The following is a 17,866-nucleotide window of genomic DNA, read 5'->3' as shown; positions in this document are numbered from 1 at the left end:
GTCAGCGCTCGGTCAGCTCCGGGGTGGGAGCAAGCACGGCAACCAGGTCGTCCAGCAGCGCGTCTGAGCCCGGTGCATCCGCGACCTGCAGTACGACCTCGTCGCCGGGCTCCAGCGCGAGGTCCATGACGGCCAGCACACTGGTGAGATCCGTTTCGCGACCATCGGCGACGCGCAGCGTCACTGTGGGCGCATGTCCCTGTGCCAGACGCACCAATTCGGCGACTGGCCGGGCATGCGCGCCACCCTGCGCGCTGATGGTCACGGTTCGGATGAGCATATGGCGATGCTAGCCGTGCTCAGGTGATGAGGGCGATAACCGCCCTGCTGTCAGGATCGCTCCTCCAGCAGCGCTCTGACCCCCGCCTCGGCTTCAGCGACGGTCTCGGTCGCCTCAGCTGCCGATGCCGCCTGCGCGTCGATGTACACCTTGAGCTTGGGTTCGGTGCCGCTGGGGCGGACGATGACACGGGTGCCGCCGGTGAGACGGTACCGCAGCACATCACCGGAGGGGAGACCTGGCGCAGCCTGGAGCAGGTCTTCGACCGCCTCCACCTGTGCGCTGCCGATGTGCGTGGGCGGAAGCGTGCGCAGCGACAGCATCACCTTGCCAATGATCGACAGGTCATCCACGCGCACAGACACCTGGCCGCTTGCGAAGTGCCCGTAGGTCTCGCCCAGCTGAGCCAGCTGGTCAGCCAGAGTCTCTCCGCGCTCGCGCGCCTCGGCCGCGAGCCCGAGCACGGCGACGGCCGCGGAGATGCCGTCTTTGTCGCGGACGGTCTCGGGGTTCACGAGATACCCGAGCGCCTCTTCGAAGCCGAAGACCATCCCCGGTGCGCGGGAGATCCATTTGAAGCCGGTCAGCGTCTCGTGGAAGTCGAGGTCGTGGTGCGCGGCGATCGCACCGAGACCGGGGGAGGAGACCAGTGAGCACGCCAGTGACGCACCGGCTGTCCCTTCGGCTGTGCGTGCGGCACGTGCGCCCAGCAGCAGCCCGATCTCGTTGCCGGTGAGCCGTCGCCAACCGCCCTTCGCGGACTCATCGGGGATCGCCACCGCCAGGCGGTCAGCATCCGGGTCATTGGCGAGGATGAAATCCGCGCGCGTTCGGCGACCCGCAGCGAATGCGAGATCCATCGCACCGGGTTCTTCGGGGTTGGGGAACGCGACGGTGCGGAACGTCGCATCGGGGTTCAGCTGCTCGCCCACCGTCTTCGGGCGCGGGTAGCCCGCCGCATCGATGATACGCGCGAACGTCTCCCACCCGACTCCGTGCATGGCCGTGTAGACCCAGGTGAGTCCACGAGCCGCCGCCGGAGCGGGGGCGATGGCCGCCGTCGCGGCGACGTACGCCTCGATGACGTCCTCAGCGGCTATATCGTACTGTGTGGAACGCGGAAGGATGCCGATGTCTCCGGCTTCCGCTACGCGCTCGATGTACGAGGCGATCTCGGCGTCCGCAGGCGACACGATCTGCGATCCGTCCTCCGCGCCGCCGAGGTAGACCTTGTACCCGTTGTCATTGGGCGGGTTGTGGCTCGCGGTCACCATGATGCCGGCATCGGCGCCGAGATGACGCACGGCGAACGCCAACACCGGTGTCGGGAGCAGTCGGGGCAGCAGAATCGCCTTCAGACCGGCACCTGCGAAGATCTCGGCGGAGTCCTGAGCGAACCGGCGCGAGTTCCGCCGGCCGTCGTAGCCGATCACCACTGTGGGAGTCTGCCCCTGCGCGCGTCTGTGCAGGTACGCGGCGAACCCCGCAGCCGCCTGCGAGACGAGCACGCGGTTCATCCGGTTGCTGCCGGCACCGAGCGCGCCGCGCAGTCCCGCGGTGCCGAAGGCGAGACGGGTACGGAAGCGGTCGTCGAGGTCGTGACATGCGGTCTCATCTCCTGAGGCTGCACGGGTGATGAGACCGGCGAGCTCGTCGCGGGTCTCGGCATCCGGATCCTGGCGGAGCCAGGCCCGCGCCTGCGCGAGCCGAGCGTCAACGGCGTCGCCGATGCTCACAGCGCCTCCACCACGCGTGCGAGCAGCGCCGAGATCACCGGCTCCGCTTCCTTGCCTGCCTCGATGACCTCTGCGTGGCTCAGCGGCGTCTTCTGGATGCCGGCGGCGAGGTTCGTGATCAGCGAGAAGCCGAGCACCTCCATGCCTGCTTCGCGTGCGGCGATCGCTTCGAGTGCCGTCGACATTCCGACGATGTCGCCGCCGATGATCTTCGCCATCTGCACTTCTGCAGGGGTCTCGTAGTGCGGGCCGCGGAACTGGGTGTACACGCCCTCATCGAGCGAAGGGTCGATCGTATGAGCGATGTCGCGCAGACGCTTCGAGTAGAGATCCGTGAGGTCGACGAAGGTCGCGCCCTCGAGAGGGGAGTCGGCGGTGAGGTTGATGTGATCGCTGATGAGCACTGGCTGGCCGGGCTTCCAGGTCTCGCGGATGCCGCCGGCGCCGTTGGTGAGCACCATGATCGCGGCACCGGTGGCCGCGGCGGTGCGGACGCTGTGGACGACCCGGCGGACGCCGTGGTCCTCGTAGTAGTGGGTGCGCGCACCGATCACGAGGACGTTCTTGCCCTCTGGCGTGCGGATGCTGCGCAGAGTGCCGACGTGGCCCTCGAGGGCGGGCTTGGAGAAGCCGGTGACCTCGGTTGCGGGGACGGTGGCGACGGTTTCGCCGATGAGCTCTGCGGCGCGGCCCCAGCCGCTGCCGAGCGTGAGGGCGATGTCATGCTTCTCGACGCCGGTGAGCCGGGCGATGTCTGCCGCGGCGCGGGCTGCGATCTCGAACGGGTCTGCGTCCGGAACGTCGAGGGGATTGATGTGGATCTCGGTCATGCATCCCACTCTATGGAAGGTGGCACCTGCTCAGCGAGGATTGCGGGAGAATAGAAGCCATGTCTTCGACTCCTTTTGAGCGCACTCAGCGTGTTGCTGTCCTCGGCGGCGGCCCCGGCGGATACGAGGCGGCCCTGGCCGCCGCTCAGCTCGGAGCAGAGGTGACCCTCGTCGAGCGAGTGGGTGTCGGCGGATCCGCCGTGCTGACCGATGTCGTCCCGTCCAAGAGTCTCATCGCCACGGCCGATGCCGCAGTCGCGATCGCAGAGGCCAGCGACCTCGGTGTGCAGTTCTATGCCAAGGGTTCGAATGGTCGACCGCTCAAGCCTGAGATCGCGATCAACCTCGCCGCGGTCAACAAGCGTCTGCTCGCTCTGGCTGGCCAGCAGTCAGAGGACATGCGCTCCACGCTGCTCGAGTCCGGTGTGCGCATTCTCTCCGGCCACGGACGTCTTGAAGGACCGAACGCGATCGTCGTCTCGACCGGCGTCGGCGGCACGGACTTCGACCGCATCGAGGCCGACACGATCGTCGTCTCGGTGGGCGCATCGCCGCGCGAGCTCGATTCTGCGAAGCCCGATGGCGAGCGCATCCTCACCTGGACTCAGCTCTACGACATGAAGGCTCTGCCGGAGCACCTCATCGTGGTCGGCTCTGGAGTCACCGGTGCGGAGTTCGCATCCGCCTACATGAACCTCGGCGCGAAGGTGACGCTGATCTCCAGCCGCGATCAGGTTCTCCCCGGCGAGGATCCCGATGCCGCTCACGTGCTGGAGAACGTCTTCACCAGAGGCGGAATGACCGTGCTGTCGAAGTCCCGTGCGAACACGGTCGAGCGCACCGAGGCCGGTGTGCTCGTCACGCTGTCCGACGGGCGCACAGTCGAGGGCAGCCACTGCCTGATGGCGGTCGGGTCGATTCCGAACACTGCAGACATCGGGCTCGAAGAGGCCGGAGTCGAGCTGACCGAGTTCGGCCACGTGCGGGTCAACAAGGTCGCGCGCACCTCTGTGCCGAACATCTACGCTGCGGGCGACTGCACGAACTTCTTCCCGCTGGCATCCGTGGCATCCATGCAGGGCCGCACCGCCGTGTTCCACGCACTCGGCGACATCGTCATCCCGCTCGAGAAGGTCAAGATCACCTCGAACATCTTCACCGCTCCCGAGATCGCAACCGTCGGCTGGGGTGAGAAGGACCTCGAGCAGATGGACGGGCTGGTGTACAAGCTGCCGCTCGCCGCGAACCCGCGGGCGAAGATGATGGGCATCAAGGACGGCTTCGTGAAGATCATCGCCCGCAAGGGCTCCGGAACCGTGATCGGTGGAGTGATCGTCGCGCCGAAGGCATCCGAGCTGATCTATCCGCTCGCCGTCGCCGTCGAGCGTCGCCTGACGGTCGACCAGGTCTCGCGCGTCTTCGCCGCGTACCCCTCGCTGTCGTCGAGCATCACGGATGCCTCTCGCGCGATGCACCTGGTGAACATCTCGTAACGTGCGCCCCCGTCTTCGGCGCCGAGACCCCTTCTTCGCGCCGAGACCCCATGCTGCCGACGTCGGCAGCAAGGGGTCTCGGCGGTAAGTGGGGGTCTCGTGGTCTAGGAGATGGTCTAGGAGATGGTGAGAAGCTGGTGCCCGGCGGAGACCGTGGCGCCAGGGGCCGCACTGATGCTGCCGATGACGCCGTCCTTGTGCGCCTGCAGCGGCTGCTCCATCTTCATCGCTTCGAGGACGACGACCAGATCGCCCTTGACGACCTGCTGTCCTTCCTCGACAGCGACCTTGACGATCGTGGCCTGCATGGGCGACTTCACGGCGTCGCCGGATGCTCCGGCTGACGCGGTCATGGAGTGGCTCCTGCGCGACGGGGGAACAGCCGCCGGGCGGCCGGTGGTGCCGGCGGCGACCGTCACGCGGTCGGGCAGGCTCACCTCGAGGCGCTTGCCGGCGACCTCGACGACCACGGTGTGGCGGGTCTCCGTCGCGGTCGGCTCTTCGAGCTCGCCGTCCCAGGCCGGGATGTCGTTGTCGAACTCCGTCTCGATCCAGCGGGTGAAGATGCCGAAATTGCCGTCTTCCGCGGTGAATGCGGCATCCCGAACGACCTTGCGGTGGAAGGGCAGGACCGTGGGGAGTCCTGCGACCTCGAACTCATCGAGCGCACGGCGCGCGCGCTCGAGAGCCTCGGCACGGTCGCGCCCGGTGACGATGATCTTCGCCAGCAGCGAGTCGAACGCACCTGAGACGGAATCGCCGGCGGTCACGCCGGAGTCGAGACGGATGCCGGGACCGCCGAAGGTCTTGAAGATGTGGATCGGGCCGGGCTGGGGGAGGAACCCGCGACCGGGGTCCTCGCCGTTGATGCGGAACTCGAAGGAGTGCCCCTGCGGCTTCGGGTCGTCGTAGTCGATCGTTCCGCCTGCGGCGATGCGGAACTGTTCGCGCACGAGGTCGATGCCGGTGACCTCTTCAGAGACCGGGTGCTCGACCTGCAGGCGGGTGTTCACCTCGAGGAACGACACCGTGCCGTCTGCGCCGATGAGGAACTCGCAGGTTCCGGCGCCGACGTAGCCGACCTCTTTCAGGATGGCCTTGGATGCTGTGTACAGCTGCGCGTTCTGCTCCTCGGTGAGGAACGGTGCCGGTGCCTCTTCGACGAGCTTCTGGTGGCGGCGCTGAAGCGAGCAGTCGCGCGTGGAGATCACGACGACGTTGCCCTCGGCATCCGCCAGGCACTGGGTCTCGACGTGACGCGGCTTGTCGAGGTACTTCTCGACGAAGCACTCGCCGCGGCCGAAGGCTGCGACAGCCTCACGAGTGGCCGACTCGAAGAGCTCTGCGACCTCATCGAGCTCGCGGGCGACCTTGAGGCCGCGACCGCCGCCGCCGTACGCAGCCTTGATCGCGATCGGAAGACCGTGCTCCTTGGCGAAAGCGATGACCTCGTCTGCTGTTTCGACGGGCCCTGGCGTGCCGGGCGCGAGTGGCGCGCCGACCTTCTCAGCGACGTGGCGCGCGGTGACCTTGTCTCCGAGCGACTCGATCGCCTCGGGGGACGGACCGATCCAGATCATGCCCGCGCCGATCACGGCGCGAGCGAAGTCGGCGTTCTCGGCGAGGAATCCGTAGCCGGGGTGCACCGCGTCGGCTCCTGAGCGTCGCGCGATCGAGAGGATCTTGTCGATTTGCAGATAGGTCGATGCGCTCGTGTCGCCATCGAGCGAGTACGCCTCGTCGGCGAGGCGCGAGTGCAGTGCATCACGGTCCTGCTCGGCGTAGACGGCGACCGAGGAGATTCCGGAATCGCGGGCGGCACGGATGATGCGTACGGCGATCTCACCGCGGTTGGCGATGAGCACCTTGTCGATGGGCATGAGTGTCAGCCTAGCGAGAAGAAGCTCGATAATTTTGAGCAGTATCGACAAGAAATGCAGAAAAACGTAGCGGAATGTCTATGACTGCTGCGTGGACCACAGATCTGTCCACGACACGTCGAGCTGGCGAGCGAGACGGCGGATGGTGGACAGCGACATGCCCACCACGGTGGAGGGGTCGCCCTCGACCCGGGTGATGAATGCTCCGCCGAGGCTGTCGACGGTGAAGGCGCCGGCAACGTGCAGCGGCTCCCCGCTCGCCACATAGGCGGCGATCTCGTCGTCGGTGATGTCGTCGGCGAAAGTGACGGATGCTTCGGCCACAGCCGTCGCCTCTCGCAGTTCACGGCCCGGCTGGATGCGGAAGACCGAATGTCCAGAGTGCAGCACGCCAGTGGCGCCGCGCATCTCGCGCCAGCGCCTGGCCGCCTCCGCCTCGGTGTAGGGCTTGCCGAAGACGCGGCCGCCGAGCGCGAACATCGAGTCGCCGCCGATCACGATGCCATCGAAAGCAGGATCCTCATCACGAAGACTCTGCGCGACATCGGCGGCTTTGGCACGTGCGAGCAGCAGCACCAGTTCGTCAGGCGGGAGGTCTGCTCCTCGGGCCGTGACGGCCTCTGCGGTGACTGCTTCCTCATCTGTCCTCGGTGCGCGCGTGAGCGGTTCGATCCCCACCTGGCGCAGCAGCATCAGACGGGCGGGGGAGGTGGAGGCGAGACAGACCTGCATAGCGACCACGGTACCGCTCTGGGAACCGTATCCTCGAAGGATGGCCTCTTCCGCACCCGCATCGCTCGATCTCGACATCACCGGTATCGCTCACGGCGGCACGTTCATCGCTCGGCACGAAGGGCGGGTGGTCTTCGTCTCGGATGCCATCCCCGGGGAGCGGGTGCGCGCGCGGGTCACCGACAACGCGAAGTCGTCGTTCTGGCGCGCTGAGACGATTGAGGTGCTGGAGGCCTCGCCGCACCGCCGCGCACATATCTGGCCCGAGGCCGATATGTCGCACGATCCCGAAGAGCGCGCGGGAGGCGCGGATCTCGGTCACATTGATCTCGAGCACCAGCGCGTGCTCAAGAAGCAGGTGCTCTCCGAGGCGCTGGACAAGTTCGCAGGAGAAGGGCTGGAGGCGCCGTCGGTCAGTGCAATCGATGACACCGATGGCACGGGGTGGCGCACACGTGTGTCGCTGCACGTCGATGCCGATGGAATCGTGGGCCCCTATGCGGCGCGCAGCCACCGCGTGGTTCCGGTCTCGTCGCACCCGCTGGCGCGCCCGACAGTGGCAGCCGAGGCACTGTCACTGCGGAACGCCAAGCCCGGTCGCATCGACCTGGTCGAATCCTCGGATGGCACCGTGCACGTGCTGCGGCGCCCCGAACGCGGCAAGCGTCCGGCGCCGCAGGTCATCGTCGAGCGCGTCGGAGGCCGCTCGTTCCAGGTGGATGCTGACGGATTCTGGCAGGTGCATCAGGGAGCGGCAGCGATTCTCGATTCTGCAATCAGGACGGCGCTCGCCGGTCGCGTCGATTCGAATGCCACCCACTTCGACCTCTACGGAGGCGTCGGCCTGCTGGCCTCCTCACTGGCCGCTGCTGGCGCCACCGACATCGTGACCGTCGAGTCCAGCGCGCGCGCCACAGCTCACGCCCGTGAGAACCTTGCGGACTTCGGGGCCGCTGCCGTGACCGCGCGGGTGGATCGCTATCTTGCGTCGCTCTCCGATGGCGCTCAGGCCGGGACCATCGTGCTCGACCCGCCGCGTGCGGGTGCGGGACGCGCGGTCGTCGAAGGCGTGCACGCACTGAACCCGGATGCCGTCGTGTACGTCGCCTGCGACCCTGTCGCGCTCGCACGCGACCTCGGCACGTTCCGTCAGCTCGGCTGGAATGTGGAGTCGCTGGAGGCGTTCGATCTCTTCCCGCATTCCCACCACTTCGAGACCATTGCGCTTCTGAGTCGGTGATCGTTCAGCAGATCGATAGCATGGTGCCATGAGCACGGTCGCACTCATCGACGATCACGAGTCTGTTCGGCTCGGGCTGGAGCTCGCGTGCGAGCGCGCCGACAGCGGAACGGTCGTCTTCTCCGGGAGTACGGTCGGGGCGTACCTGAGCTGGCGGACCACTGTTGGCGCCTCACCGGCCGACGTGGTCGTGCTCGATCTGACGCTCGGTGACGGCACCACGGTGACTGAGAACGTCACAGCGCTCGTCTCCGACGGCGCAAGTGTCGTCATCCACAGTGTCGCCGACCGTCCTGCGGCTGTGCGCGAGGCGCTCGCGGCAGGCGCGGCAGGGGTGGTGAGCAAGTCATCCGCCCTTGACGACGTGCTGGACGCGATCCGCACCGTCGCACGCGGCGAAGCGCTGAACAACGTGGAATGGGCCAGCGCAGTCGAAGGTGACCGCGAGTTCGCTGACGCGCAGCTGTCGGTCCGTGAACGCGACGTGTTGCGCCTGTATGCCACAGGGCTCCCGCTCAAGGCGGTCGCTGAACGACTCGGTGTTGCGTATTCGACAGCCAAAGAGAACATCACGCGAGTGCGCGTGAAGTACGTCGAGGTCGGAAGACCGGCTCCGACGAAGGTTGATCTGCTCCGTCGTGCCATGGAGGACGGCATTGTCGCCCCAGACGGGGCTGCCAGTGCCCGCTGACGCCGCGCTGCAGGCCGCGTGGGGACGAATACCGTCACCGAGCGCGGCCGAGACGGAGTTCGAACGCTTCACGCGCAAGCGGATGGAACGCATCCTGGCGATCGTCGCGGCGATCGGGTCAGCGATTCTCGGTGTACAGGCGCTGCTGGCGGCGATCGGCGGACTCAAAGACGGCGCATCCGGCGTGCAGGTCACGCTCTTGCTCGTCGTGTACATCTCGCTGGCCGCGATGCTCGTCTCCTGTGTGCTCGGACGCGGCGTGCGCGTGTGCGCAGGCGCATTCGCGATCATCTACCTCATTGCCCTCGCGGCGTGGCCGATCGTGACTGCGGCAGGTTCGGATAGCCAAGGCCAGCCGTGGATCTTCTTCCTGGTGAACGTCGGCGTCGTCGCTGCGATGTTGGCCTTCCCGTTGAAGGTGCAGATGCTCTGGGCTCTCGGTCTGCCGTTGGTGTACGGCTATGTGCGCCTGGTCGAGGGCGGTTTCCGCGGCTCCTATTGGACGACGACGGCCTTCGATGTCTCGTTCACGATCATCCTCGGATTCGTGATCGTCTCGCTCGGCTGGATGTTCCGGGCGGTCGCGGTCGGCGTCGACAGCGCACGCGGCAGCGCCGTCGCGTCGTATACCTCGGTCGCAGCAGGAGTCGCCGCCGAGGAGGAGCGCGTCGCGATGGCAGCGCTCATGCACGACAGCGTGCTTGCCGCCCTCATCGCTGCAGAGCGCGCCGATTCCGATCGCGCGAGGGACCTTGCCGTGGCGATGGCGCGCGAGGCACTGACGCGACTGGCGAACACCGAAGCCGTCGTCGCCCAGGAGGGCAGCGATGATCCGATCGGGACGGCGCTGATCGTCGCCGAGCTGCGACGCGCGCTGTCCGAACGCGGCGCGGACGCGATCGTGGAGGAGCGGGGAACGGCGGGACTGATTCCCGGCCGGGCTGCGCGAGCGATTGTGCTCGCCGCCCGCCAGGCCATCGGGAACGCGATCGAACACGCGGCCGGCCGTGGTCTGCACGTGGTGGTGGACGGACGTGGTGACGACGGGCTTGCGGTGACCATCCTGGATACGGGCGCAGGCTTCGATCTCGACGCCATCGGCGAAGACCGCCTGGGGATTCGCGCGTCGATGATCGCGCGCATGGCCGCTGTCGCGGGAAGCGTGTCGATCGATTCCACAGGCGCCGGAACGCATATCGTTCTCGAGTGGGAGAGCGCATGAATCGTTCCGTGCGCAGCGTTGCCACCGGGCTCGCCGTGGGGTTCGCGATCTACTTCGCAGCCAGAGCGGCGTGGTGGACGGTGCAGCCGGCCGAACCTCTCGTGATGGGCGCGGCGATTCTGCTGTACCTGGTGGTGATGATCGCCACTGTCCTCGTCGACGTACAGGGCACCGTTCGGATGCCGGGGTGGCTCGGGACGGTTGCGATCGTGGCGAGCGCTGGCATCCCGTTCATGGTGGGGGCCGCGATGCTCGTTCGCGACCGAACCGCGCCGTTCGCCACCTGGTACATCGGTGCGCTGGGCCTTCTCGCTGTGATCTGCATCGTGCGCCGACGGCCGGTGATCGGGTGGCTCGTTCTGCTCGCGCTCACCGCTTCGACAGCAGTGCAGCTTGGACTGCTTACCGCTCTCGAACTCGGACTTGTCGGCTCCATCATGTGGACCGTGGTCGCGCAGCTGCTCGTGCTGTTCTGGGATCGTGCAGTCCGTGACACAGAGCATCTCGCCGAGATCCAGCGCGCGGTCTCCGTGTGGCATGCCACGCAGCTGGTGCGTCAGCGCGAACGGAGAATCAGAGTGAAGTACGCGCTGAGTGTCGCAGGTCCCGTGCTGACGAAGACTGTCGCGGCGCAGGGGCGCTTGACAGAAGAAGAGCGTCTGGAGGCCCGTCTTGCCGAAGGACGATTGCGCGACGAGCTGCGCGGGGCGAGCCTGCTCAACGATGCCGTGCGCGAAGCCATCCAGCGCGTCAGGCTCCGCGGTATCGCAGTGACCGTGTTCGACGAGGGCGGGTTCGATGAACTCGACGAGAAGCGTCGGGACGAGATCAGGGATGAGCTCGCCGACGTGATCGCTCAGGCCGACGCCGAGCGCTTGATCATCCGTGCCGCGCGCGACAACCGCACTGCGGTAACCGTGGTCGGACGCACGGGAACAGGCGATTCTTCAGACGAGGACACCGTCGGCTTGTGGAAAGAGATCCCACGAGAGCGGTAAGCGCACTGCGAATAAGAAGGGCGAGGGGCGACGAACTCGTCGACCCCTCGCCATATGCGGTGCAGTTACCCGAAAACTCACCGCGGGTGATCGATCACCGTCTGCCTACCCTGGGGCAGAGAGACCGATCGAACGCGAAGCGTTGGTATCAGTCTCCCCGTACGCAAGACCTTTGTCTGTAGGTATTTCGGGGGACAAAGATTCTCTTGAATGCGTCATGATGGAACGATGAATTCACGGCGGAGAGGGACGAATCTTCCGAAGATGGGCGGTTTCAATCGCTCTGTCATTCTCGAAGCTGTTCGACGCTCTGGGGAGGGGCTGAGCCGCACCGAACTCGTCGAGGCGACCGGGCTGTCGGCGCAGACCGTCACGAACATCACGCGCAGGCTGCTCGACGAGCGGTTCATCGAAGAGGCTGGCCGCACCGTTCAAGGCCCGGGTAAGCCGCGCACTACGCTGCGATTGAATCCGACGAGCCGTGTGTCGATCGGCGTGCATCTGGATCCCGCGATCATGACCTTCGTCCTTCTCGATCTCACGGGCGCCGTCATCGCACGCGTCACCCGGCGCATGCCCGCGGATGACCCTCGACGAATCATCGCGGCGATGGCAGATGAGATAGAGCAGCTCATCGTGGCGGAGGACATCGACCGTTCTGTCATCACGGGGATCGGTGTCGCGGCACCAGGGCCGCTGGATGCCGGGCACGGCACCGTCGTCGATCCGCCCAAGCTGCACTCCTGGCATCGAGTTCCTCTGCGCGACGCGCTCGCCGAGGCGACGGGGCTGCGGGTCATCCTGGAAAAGGACACGACGGCAGCAGCGGTGGCTGAGCTGTGGACGGGCGATCATCAGCCGGACAGCTCACTCCTGCTGATCTACCTCGGCATCGGGATCGGCGCAGCCCTGGTGATCGACGGGGACGTCGTGCGCGGAGCATCTGGCAATGCCGGCGAGATCGGACACATCATCGTCGACCCGGATGGGCCGGAATGCGCGTGCGGTCAGCGCGGCTGTGTCGAGGTGGTGTGCACGCCGCAGGCGATCATCGAGCGTGCGGAGAGAGTAGGTGTGTTCGCCGATGACCGGGTCGGAAGCGATCCGGAGTCCGTCGATTCGCGGTTCACAGATCTGTGTGATCGTGCCGCAGGCGGGGATCGCGGCGCGACCGAGATTCTGGAGGAGGCGACGGGGTATCTCTCTGTGCTGATCTCTGCCCTGACGAACATGCTCGATGTGGATTGCGTCGTGCTCGGGGGGCCTTTCTGGACGCGCGTCTCGTCACTCGATCTCTCGCTGCTTCCGCAGCTTCTCGAGCGGCAGAGCGCGACGCGCGCCGTGCGGACGCTTCCCGTGCGCGGCGCCGTCATCGGGGATGACGTGGGCGCAGTGGGTGCCGGGTGCGTCGTGCTCGATGAGGTGCTCTCTCCACGCGCGGAAGCGCTCTTCCTCCATTCCTCGGACCAGCGGACCCCGGGAACCGAGAGGGCTTGACAGGGGTAAATCGAATCGATTGACTATTCGCATCCCGACCTTGGAGTCTGCTGGGCATGCACGACACGACCGATCTCATCGAAGCTCGTCTTCGGCGCTTCATCCACGAGCGGTTGCGCCCGAACGTGCACACGGTTCTCACGCCGCTGCGTGTGGCGAGTTGGGAGGTGCCGGGGGAGCCGGTGCCGTTCACTGAAGCTATGGGTCAGATCTATCAGCCGTTCACGGCTGGGGCACGATGGGGGAAACCCTGGGGGACGACCTGGCTGAGGCTGACGGGAACGGTGCCGGAGGCTCCCGGAGCGGAGCTACTGCTTGACCTGGGATTCAACGAGGCAGAGCCCGGGTTCCAAGCCGAAGGCATGGTCTATCGGCTCGATGGCTCGATCGTGAAAGCAGTGGAGCCGCGCAACGCGCACGTGCCGCTCGAGGCTGCCCCGGGCGAGCAGTTCGAGCTCTACCTCGAGGCTGCAGCGAACCCTGACCTCGCCGAGGGGTTCCGCTATTTCCGTCCTACCGATCTCGGTTCTCTGGAGACGGCGGGCGACGAACCCCTCTATGAACTGCGGCAAGCAGACATCGCAGTGCGGAACTTCGAGGTCTGGGAGGTGCTGCAAGATGCGACGGTGCTGTCGCAGCTGATCACCGAGCTGCCTGGTTCGTCACCTCGACGCGCTGAGATCCTTCGTGCACTGGAGCGAATGATGGATACCGCGGATCCTGATGACATCGTCGGCAGTGCTGCCGAGGCGCGGGCGGAGCTTGCGGGTGTGCTCTCGAGCCCTGCGGCAGCGTCCGCGCACCGAGTGCACGCCATCGGGCACGCGCACATCGACTCGGCGTGGCTGTGGCCGATTCGCGAGACGCAGCGCAAGATTGCGCGCACGTTCTCGAACGTGCTGTCACTGCAGCAGGAGGCGGACTTCGTCTTTGCGGCATCCTCGGCTCAGCAGTACGCCTGGCTGAAGAAGTTCCAGCCCGAACTGTTCTCGCGGGTGCGCGATGCCGTGGCATCCGGAAAATTCGTCCCCGCCGGAGGCATGTGGGTCGAATCCGACACCAACATGCCCGGCGGCGAGGCGCTGGCGCGCCAGTTCGTCCGCGGCAAGCGGTTCTTCATGGAGGAGTTCGGAGTCGAGCCGCTCGACGTCTGGCTCCCGGACTCCTTCGGCTATTCCGCAGCCCTTCCGCAGATCGCGCGCGCGGCCGGATCACGATGGATGCTGACGCAGAAGATGTCGTGGAACGAGACGAACAGGATGCCGCACCACACGTTCCTCTGGGAGGGAACTGACGGAACGCGGATCTTCACGCACTTCCCGCCGGTGGACACTTACAGCTCACAGCTGTCTGGAGCAGACCTCGCCCGCGCAGAGCGGCAGTACGCCGAGAAGGGCATGGCGAATACGTCGCTCGTGCCCTTTGGGTACGGCGATGGTGGCGGAGGACCCAACCGGGAGATGATCGCCGCAGCCGAGCGCCTGCACTCGCTGGAAGGGTCACCAACGGTCACGCTGTCGAGCCCGGCGGAGTTCTTCGCCGCAGCCGAAGCAGAGTACGAGCATCCGCCGGTGTGGTCGGGTGAGATGTATCTGGAGTTCCATCGGGGGACCTACACGTCCCAGGTCCGCACCAAACAGGGCAATCGCCGCAGTGAGCACGCGCTGCGCGAAGCCGAGCTGTGGGCGACCGCGGCGGCGCTGCGGGGCGGTGAGTACCCCTACGACGAGCTCGACCGGCTGTGGGAGACCGTGCTGCTGCAGCAGTTCCACGACATCCTCCCTGGCAGTTCGATTGGCTGGGTACATCGGGAGGCGGAGCGCCGTTACGAAGAGGTGCTCGCGTCGGCAGAGCGACTCACCGTCGGCGCGCTCGGAGTGCTCGTCGGCGAGGGCGCGACCGCGCTCGTGGCAAATGCCGGGCCGTACGCTCAGGGTTCGCTCGAGGCGATGGCGGTGGTGGCGTCGCCCGTGGCGTCGCCGGGGGCTGGGACCGCGACCATCCTGACCCGCACGGACGAGGGTTTCGAACTCACTAACAGCCAGCTGCGTGTTCGCATCGACAACGCGGGGCTGATCGTCTCTCTGGTCGTTCGTGCCACCGGACGAGAGACGATCGCGCCGGGGAAGAGAGCGAATCTCCTGCAGCTGCACCGCGATACCCCGACCCAGTGGGATGCCTGGGACATCGACGAGCATTACCGACGTCAGGTCATCGATCTGACAGACGTGGTGTCCATCGAGCAGGTCTCGCACCCCACTGCCGCAGTCGTCTGCGTGATCCGCGGCCGGGGGGCCACGCGGATCACGCAGACTTTGACTCTGGCTGCGGATTCCGCAGCTCTGGAGATCGAGACGGTGGTGGACTGGCACGAGCGGCAGAAGTTGCTCAAGCTGGCGTTCCCGTTGGATGTGCACACCGACCGTGCGAGCTCGGAGATCCAGTTCGGACACGTGCAACGTCCGACGCACGCCAATACTTCATGGGATATGGCGCGATTCGAGACCGTGGCGCACCGATGGGTGCACGTCGGCGAGGCAGGATTCGGCGTCGCGGTCGCGAACGACTCCACGTACGGGCACGACATCACCTCACGGCCGCGAGAGGGTGGCGGAACATTCACGAACGTGCGGTTGTCACTGCTGCGGGCTCCGCTCTACCCTGACCCGGAGGCGGATCAGGGCGAGCACACTCTTCGAGTCAGCATCCGCCCCGACTCATCGATTGCGGATGCTGCGCGTGAGGGATACCGGCTCAATCTGCCGCCGCGTCAGCTCCTCGGAGGCAACCCGGTCGCCTCGGTGCTGTCGGTCTCGTCGGATGCTGTCATCATCGAGGCCGTGAAGCTCGCCGAAGACCGAAGCGGTGATGTGATCGTCCGGCTCTACGAAGCGCTCGGCGGTCGCGCATCGACGACGTTGTCGACGTCGTTCGCGTTCGGTGCCGTGATCGAGACCGATCTGCTTGAGCGAGAAGTGGATGCTGCGGTCGTCGATTCGGTGTCAGGCGAACAGGTCGCGCTGACGCTGCGTCCGTTCCAGCTGGTCACGCTGCGCTTCCGCGCTCCGCGTGCCGCGGGTTAGCCCGAGAACCGTCCCCACGGGATGTCGCGTCGAAGTGACGGGCGCGTCGGCCGCTGCGTGCGTTCCCATACGGATACGTTCGGTTCGTCCACCACAGCGCTTTCGGCTTCGCGTGCGTACGCGTCGGTGACCACCGCGATGAGGGCAGCGAGCTCTTCTTCGTTCGCTGTGCCGCGAACGATCCGAACGTCTGGTGCTTTTTCGGACTCGGTCACAGCGGGATGTTCCCATGCTTCTTCGGCGGTAGAGCAGCGCGCTTGCCGCGCAGCGAGCGCAGTGCCTTGGCGATCGCCACCCGAGTGTTCGCGGGCTCGATGATGCCGTCGATCTCTCCGCGTTCTGCGGCGAGGAACGGCGACGTGACACTGTACGTGTACTCGTTGGCGAGACGCGTGCGAACGGCGGCGACATCCTCGCCTGCCTCTTCGGCCCTGCGGATCTCGTTGCGGTAGAGAATGTTCACGGCCCCCTGACCGCCCATGACGGCGATCTCAGCGGTGGGCCAGGCGAGGTTCACGTCGGCGCCGAGCTGCTTGGACCCCATGACGATGTAGGCACCGCCGTAGGCCTTGCGCAGGATGACGGTGACCAGCGGAACGGTCGCTTCGGCGTAGGCATAGATGAGCTTCGCACCTCGGCGGATGACGCCGGTCCACTCCTGGTCGGTGCCGGGAAGGTATCCGGGGACATCGACGAGAGTGACGATCGGGATGGAGAACGCGTCGCAGAAGCGCACGAAGCGGCTGGCCTTCTCACCCGCCTCGATGTTCAGAGTTCCTGCCATCTGCGAGGGCTGATTGGCGATGATGCCGACTGAGCGTCCTTCGATGCGGCCGAGACCGATGACGATGTTCGGTGCGAACAGCGGCTGGACCTCGATGAAGTCGCCGTCGTCGACGACGTGCTCGATGACCGTGTGGATGTCGTAGGGCTGGTTGGCGGAGTCCGGGATGATCGCGTTCAGGGTGCGGTCGGCATCCGTCGTCTCGAACTCGAAATCGCTCTCGTAAGCGGGGATCTCGGCCATGTTGTTGTCAGGCAGGAAGCCGAGCAGGGTGCGCACGTAGTCGATCGCGTCGTCCTCGTCATCGGCGAGGTAGTGGGCGACACCGGAGCGGGTGTTGTGCGTGAGCGCGCCACCGAGCTCTTCCATGCCGACGTCTTCGCCGGTCACGGTCTTGATGACGTCGGGGCCTGTGACGAACATCTGGCTGGTTTTGTCGACCATGATCACGAAGTCGGTGAGCGCAGGTCCGTACACGGCACCACCGGCAGCCGGGCCCATGATGATCGAGATCTGTGGGATGACACCAGAGGAGCGAGTGTTCAGACGGAAGATCTCGCCGTACTTGCTGAGGGCGAGCACACCCTCCTGGATACGGGCGCCTCCCGAATCGAGGATGCCGATGATGGGCATGCCGCCCTGTAGGGCGTATTCCATGACCTTGATGATCTTGTCGCCGGATACCTCGCCCAGCGAACCGCCGAAGGTGGTGAAGTCCTGCGAGTACACGGCGACCGTGCGGCCGTGAATCGTGGCAATGCCGGTGACGACGGAGTCGCCGTAGGGGCGGTTGCGGTCCATTCCGAACGCGGTCGTGCGGTGTCGCACGTACTCGTCGAATTCGACGAAGCTGCCGTTGTCGACGAGGAGCTCGATGCGCTCGCGGGCGGTCATCTTGCCCTTGGCGTGCTGCTTCTCCTGCGCGATCTTCTCAGGCGCGGTGACCGCCTCGTCGAAGCGGGTGCGCAGGTTCGCGATCTTGGCAGCGGTCGTTGAGAGGTCAGGGGTGTCCGTCACGGATTCCACCCTAGTAGGGCGCTTGCGCGTCGCGTTGGATGCCTCGCACAACCCGGTGACGGATCCTTTGGTGGGTTTCGTAGATCGTGGCGGGGCGGTGAACTGTCGCCGACCGTGGAACCTCGCTATGGTGGCGGCATATCCGGGAGGGGGCTCACAGATGACCGAGTACGACTTCGTCAGCATCGCAGTGACGCAGCATAGAGATGGATTCCGTCTCTCCGATGATTATCGCGAACTCATTCGCGGGCGCGCGGAAGATGGCTGGACGTTCGTGCAGGCGATTCCCTTCGACACGTACTCGGAGCCCAGGCTCGATCTCGTCTTCTCTCGAGAGAGACGAAATGAGGAATCACGATGAACGAGCCGGTGCGTGATGCGGC

General features: G+C 66.0%; 15 protein-coding genes. 8 read left to right on the top strand and 7 right to left on the bottom strand.

The features are described from left to right. Window position 1 precedes the first annotated feature (1 nt). From ACTU6U_RS09805 to ACTU6U_RS09795, 3 genes are read right to left on the bottom strand one after another with little or no spacing between them, the layout of a single operon-like run. Window positions 2-280: an HPr family phosphocarrier protein gene (locus ACTU6U_RS09805; RefSeq protein ID WP_443468935.1), complete on the bottom strand. Its 279-nt coding sequence runs from the start codon at window positions 278-280 to the stop codon at window positions 2-4. A 50-nt stretch (window positions 281-330) separates the two neighbouring features. Further along, window positions 331-2,016 (bottom strand): phospho-sugar mutase, encoded by a 1,686-nt coding sequence (locus ACTU6U_RS09800; RefSeq protein ID WP_443468934.1) that lies wholly within the window; start codon window positions 2,014-2,016, stop codon window positions 331-333. After that, window positions 2,013-2,846 (bottom strand): purine-nucleoside phosphorylase, encoded by an 834-nt coding sequence (locus tag ACTU6U_RS09795; protein WP_443468933.1) that lies wholly within the window; start codon window positions 2,844-2,846, stop codon window positions 2,013-2,015. Before ACTU6U_RS09795 ends, ACTU6U_RS09800 begins: the two co-directional genes overlap by 4 nt. 59 nt (window positions 2,847-2,905) lie before the next feature. On the opposite strand from ACTU6U_RS09795, the gene ACTU6U_RS09790 reads away from it, so the two are divergent. Beyond that, complete coding sequence (locus ACTU6U_RS09790) at window positions 2,906-4,339, top strand: NAD(P)H-quinone dehydrogenase (RefSeq protein ID WP_443468932.1); 1,434 nt, start codon at window positions 2,906-2,908, stop codon at window positions 4,337-4,339. Between the two features lie 116 nt (window positions 4,340-4,455). Here ACTU6U_RS09790 and ACTU6U_RS09785 read toward each other — a convergent pair whose 3' ends face one another. Together ACTU6U_RS09785 and ACTU6U_RS09780 are read right to left on the bottom strand one after the other, a co-directional pair. Then, complete coding sequence (locus tag ACTU6U_RS09785) at window positions 4,456-6,219, bottom strand: acetyl/propionyl/methylcrotonyl-CoA carboxylase subunit alpha (RefSeq protein ID WP_443468931.1); 1,764 nt, start codon at window positions 6,217-6,219, stop codon at window positions 4,456-4,458. A gap of 78 nt (window positions 6,220-6,297) precedes the next feature. Then, window positions 6,298-6,951: a Maf family protein gene (locus tag ACTU6U_RS09780; protein ID WP_443468930.1), complete on the bottom strand. Its 654-nt coding sequence runs from the start codon at window positions 6,949-6,951 to the stop codon at window positions 6,298-6,300. Window positions 6,952-6,991: 40 nt separating this feature from the next. On the opposite strand from ACTU6U_RS09780, the gene ACTU6U_RS09775 reads away from it, so the two are divergent. The 6 genes from ACTU6U_RS09775 (at window position 6,992) to ACTU6U_RS09750 (ending at window position 15,682) form a co-directional block, all read left to right on the top strand. Then, a complete protein-coding gene (locus ACTU6U_RS09775) occupies window positions 6,992-8,191 on the top strand; it encodes a class I SAM-dependent RNA methyltransferase (protein ID WP_443468929.1) in 1,200 nt (399 codons plus the stop codon). A 28-nt stretch (window positions 8,192-8,219) separates the two neighbouring features. Continuing rightward, window positions 8,220-8,882 (top strand): response regulator, encoded by a 663-nt coding sequence (locus ACTU6U_RS09770; protein WP_443468928.1) that lies wholly within the window; start codon window positions 8,220-8,222, stop codon window positions 8,880-8,882. Continuing rightward, window positions 8,872-10,104, top strand: a complete 1,233-nt coding sequence (locus ACTU6U_RS09765; protein ID WP_443468927.1) for a sensor histidine kinase — start codon at window positions 8,872-8,874, stop codon at window positions 10,102-10,104. The genes ACTU6U_RS09770 and ACTU6U_RS09765 overlap by 11 nt, the downstream gene beginning before the upstream one ends. Beyond that, on the top strand, window positions 10,101-11,102 hold the full coding sequence (locus ACTU6U_RS09760; RefSeq protein ID WP_443468926.1) for a hypothetical protein: 1,002 nt from the start codon (window positions 10,101-10,103) through the stop codon (window positions 11,100-11,102). Before ACTU6U_RS09765 ends, ACTU6U_RS09760 begins: the two co-directional genes overlap by 4 nt. Window positions 11,103-11,366: 264 nt before the next feature. Then, window positions 11,367-12,599, top strand: coding sequence for an ROK family transcriptional regulator (locus tag ACTU6U_RS09755; protein WP_443468925.1), 1,233 nt, complete (start codon window positions 11,367-11,369; stop codon window positions 12,597-12,599). A gap of 56 nt (window positions 12,600-12,655) precedes the next feature. After that, entirely contained in the window at window positions 12,656-15,682 is a 3,027-nt protein-coding gene (locus ACTU6U_RS09750; protein ID WP_443468924.1) for an alpha-mannosidase, read from the top strand. Here ACTU6U_RS09750 and ACTU6U_RS09745 read toward each other — a convergent pair. Both ACTU6U_RS09745 and ACTU6U_RS09740 read right to left on the bottom strand, forming a co-directional pair. Further along, window positions 15,679-15,897, bottom strand: coding sequence for an acyl-CoA carboxylase subunit epsilon (locus ACTU6U_RS09745; protein ID WP_443468923.1), 219 nt, complete (start codon window positions 15,895-15,897; stop codon window positions 15,679-15,681). The genes ACTU6U_RS09750 and ACTU6U_RS09745 overlap by 4 nt on opposite strands. After that, on the bottom strand, window positions 15,894-17,492 hold the full coding sequence (locus ACTU6U_RS09740) for an acyl-CoA carboxylase subunit beta (protein ID WP_443468922.1): 1,599 nt from the start codon (window positions 17,490-17,492) through the stop codon (window positions 15,894-15,896). Before ACTU6U_RS09740 ends, ACTU6U_RS09745 begins: the two co-directional genes overlap by 4 nt. A gap of 151 nt (window positions 17,493-17,643) precedes the next feature. Between ACTU6U_RS09740 and ACTU6U_RS09735 the strand changes: the two genes are divergently transcribed. Then, on the top strand, window positions 17,644-17,844 hold the full coding sequence (locus ACTU6U_RS09735) for a DUF4177 domain-containing protein (protein ID WP_443468921.1): 201 nt from the start codon (window positions 17,644-17,646) through the stop codon (window positions 17,842-17,844). Window positions 17,845-17,866: the final 22 nt, after the last annotated feature.

This window comes from Microbacterium zouquanmingi (assembly GCF_052266695.1).
In the GTDB taxonomy this organism is placed as follows: domain Bacteria; phylum Actinomycetota; class Actinomycetes; order Actinomycetales; family Microbacteriaceae; genus Microbacterium.
This window is presented reverse-complemented; position numbering and strand designations above follow the sequence as displayed.

Coding starts and splice junctions, on each gene's coding strand:
- ACTU6U_RS09785 (WP_443468931.1), bottom strand. CDS start 6,219: ATGCCCATCGACAAGGTGCTCATCGCCAACCGCGGTGAGATCGCCGTA.
- ACTU6U_RS09750 (WP_443468924.1), top strand. CDS start 12,656: ATGCACGACACGACCGATCTCATCGAAGCTCGTCTTCGGCGCTTCATC.
- ACTU6U_RS09790 (WP_443468932.1), top strand. CDS start 2,906: ATGTCTTCGACTCCTTTTGAGCGCACTCAGCGTGTTGCTGTCCTCGGC.
- ACTU6U_RS09735 (WP_443468921.1), top strand. CDS start 17,644: ATGACCGAGTACGACTTCGTCAGCATCGCAGTGACGCAGCATAGAGAT.
- ACTU6U_RS09770 (WP_443468928.1), top strand. CDS start 8,220: ATGAGCACGGTCGCACTCATCGACGATCACGAGTCTGTTCGGCTCGGG.
- ACTU6U_RS09755 (WP_443468925.1), top strand. CDS start 11,367: ATGGGCGGTTTCAATCGCTCTGTCATTCTCGAAGCTGTTCGACGCTCT.
- ACTU6U_RS09795 (WP_443468933.1), bottom strand. CDS start 2,846: ATGACCGAGATCCACATCAATCCCCTCGACGTTCCGGACGCAGACCCG.
- ACTU6U_RS09805 (WP_443468935.1), bottom strand. CDS start 280: ATGCTCATCCGAACCGTGACCATCAGCGCGCAGGGTGGCGCGCATGCC.
- ACTU6U_RS09780 (WP_443468930.1), bottom strand. CDS start 6,951: ATGCAGGTCTGTCTCGCCTCCACCTCCCCCGCCCGTCTGATGCTGCTG.
- ACTU6U_RS09760 (WP_443468926.1), top strand. CDS start 10,101: ATGAATCGTTCCGTGCGCAGCGTTGCCACCGGGCTCGCCGTGGGGTTC.
- ACTU6U_RS09775 (WP_443468929.1), top strand. CDS start 6,992: ATGGCCTCTTCCGCACCCGCATCGCTCGATCTCGACATCACCGGTATC.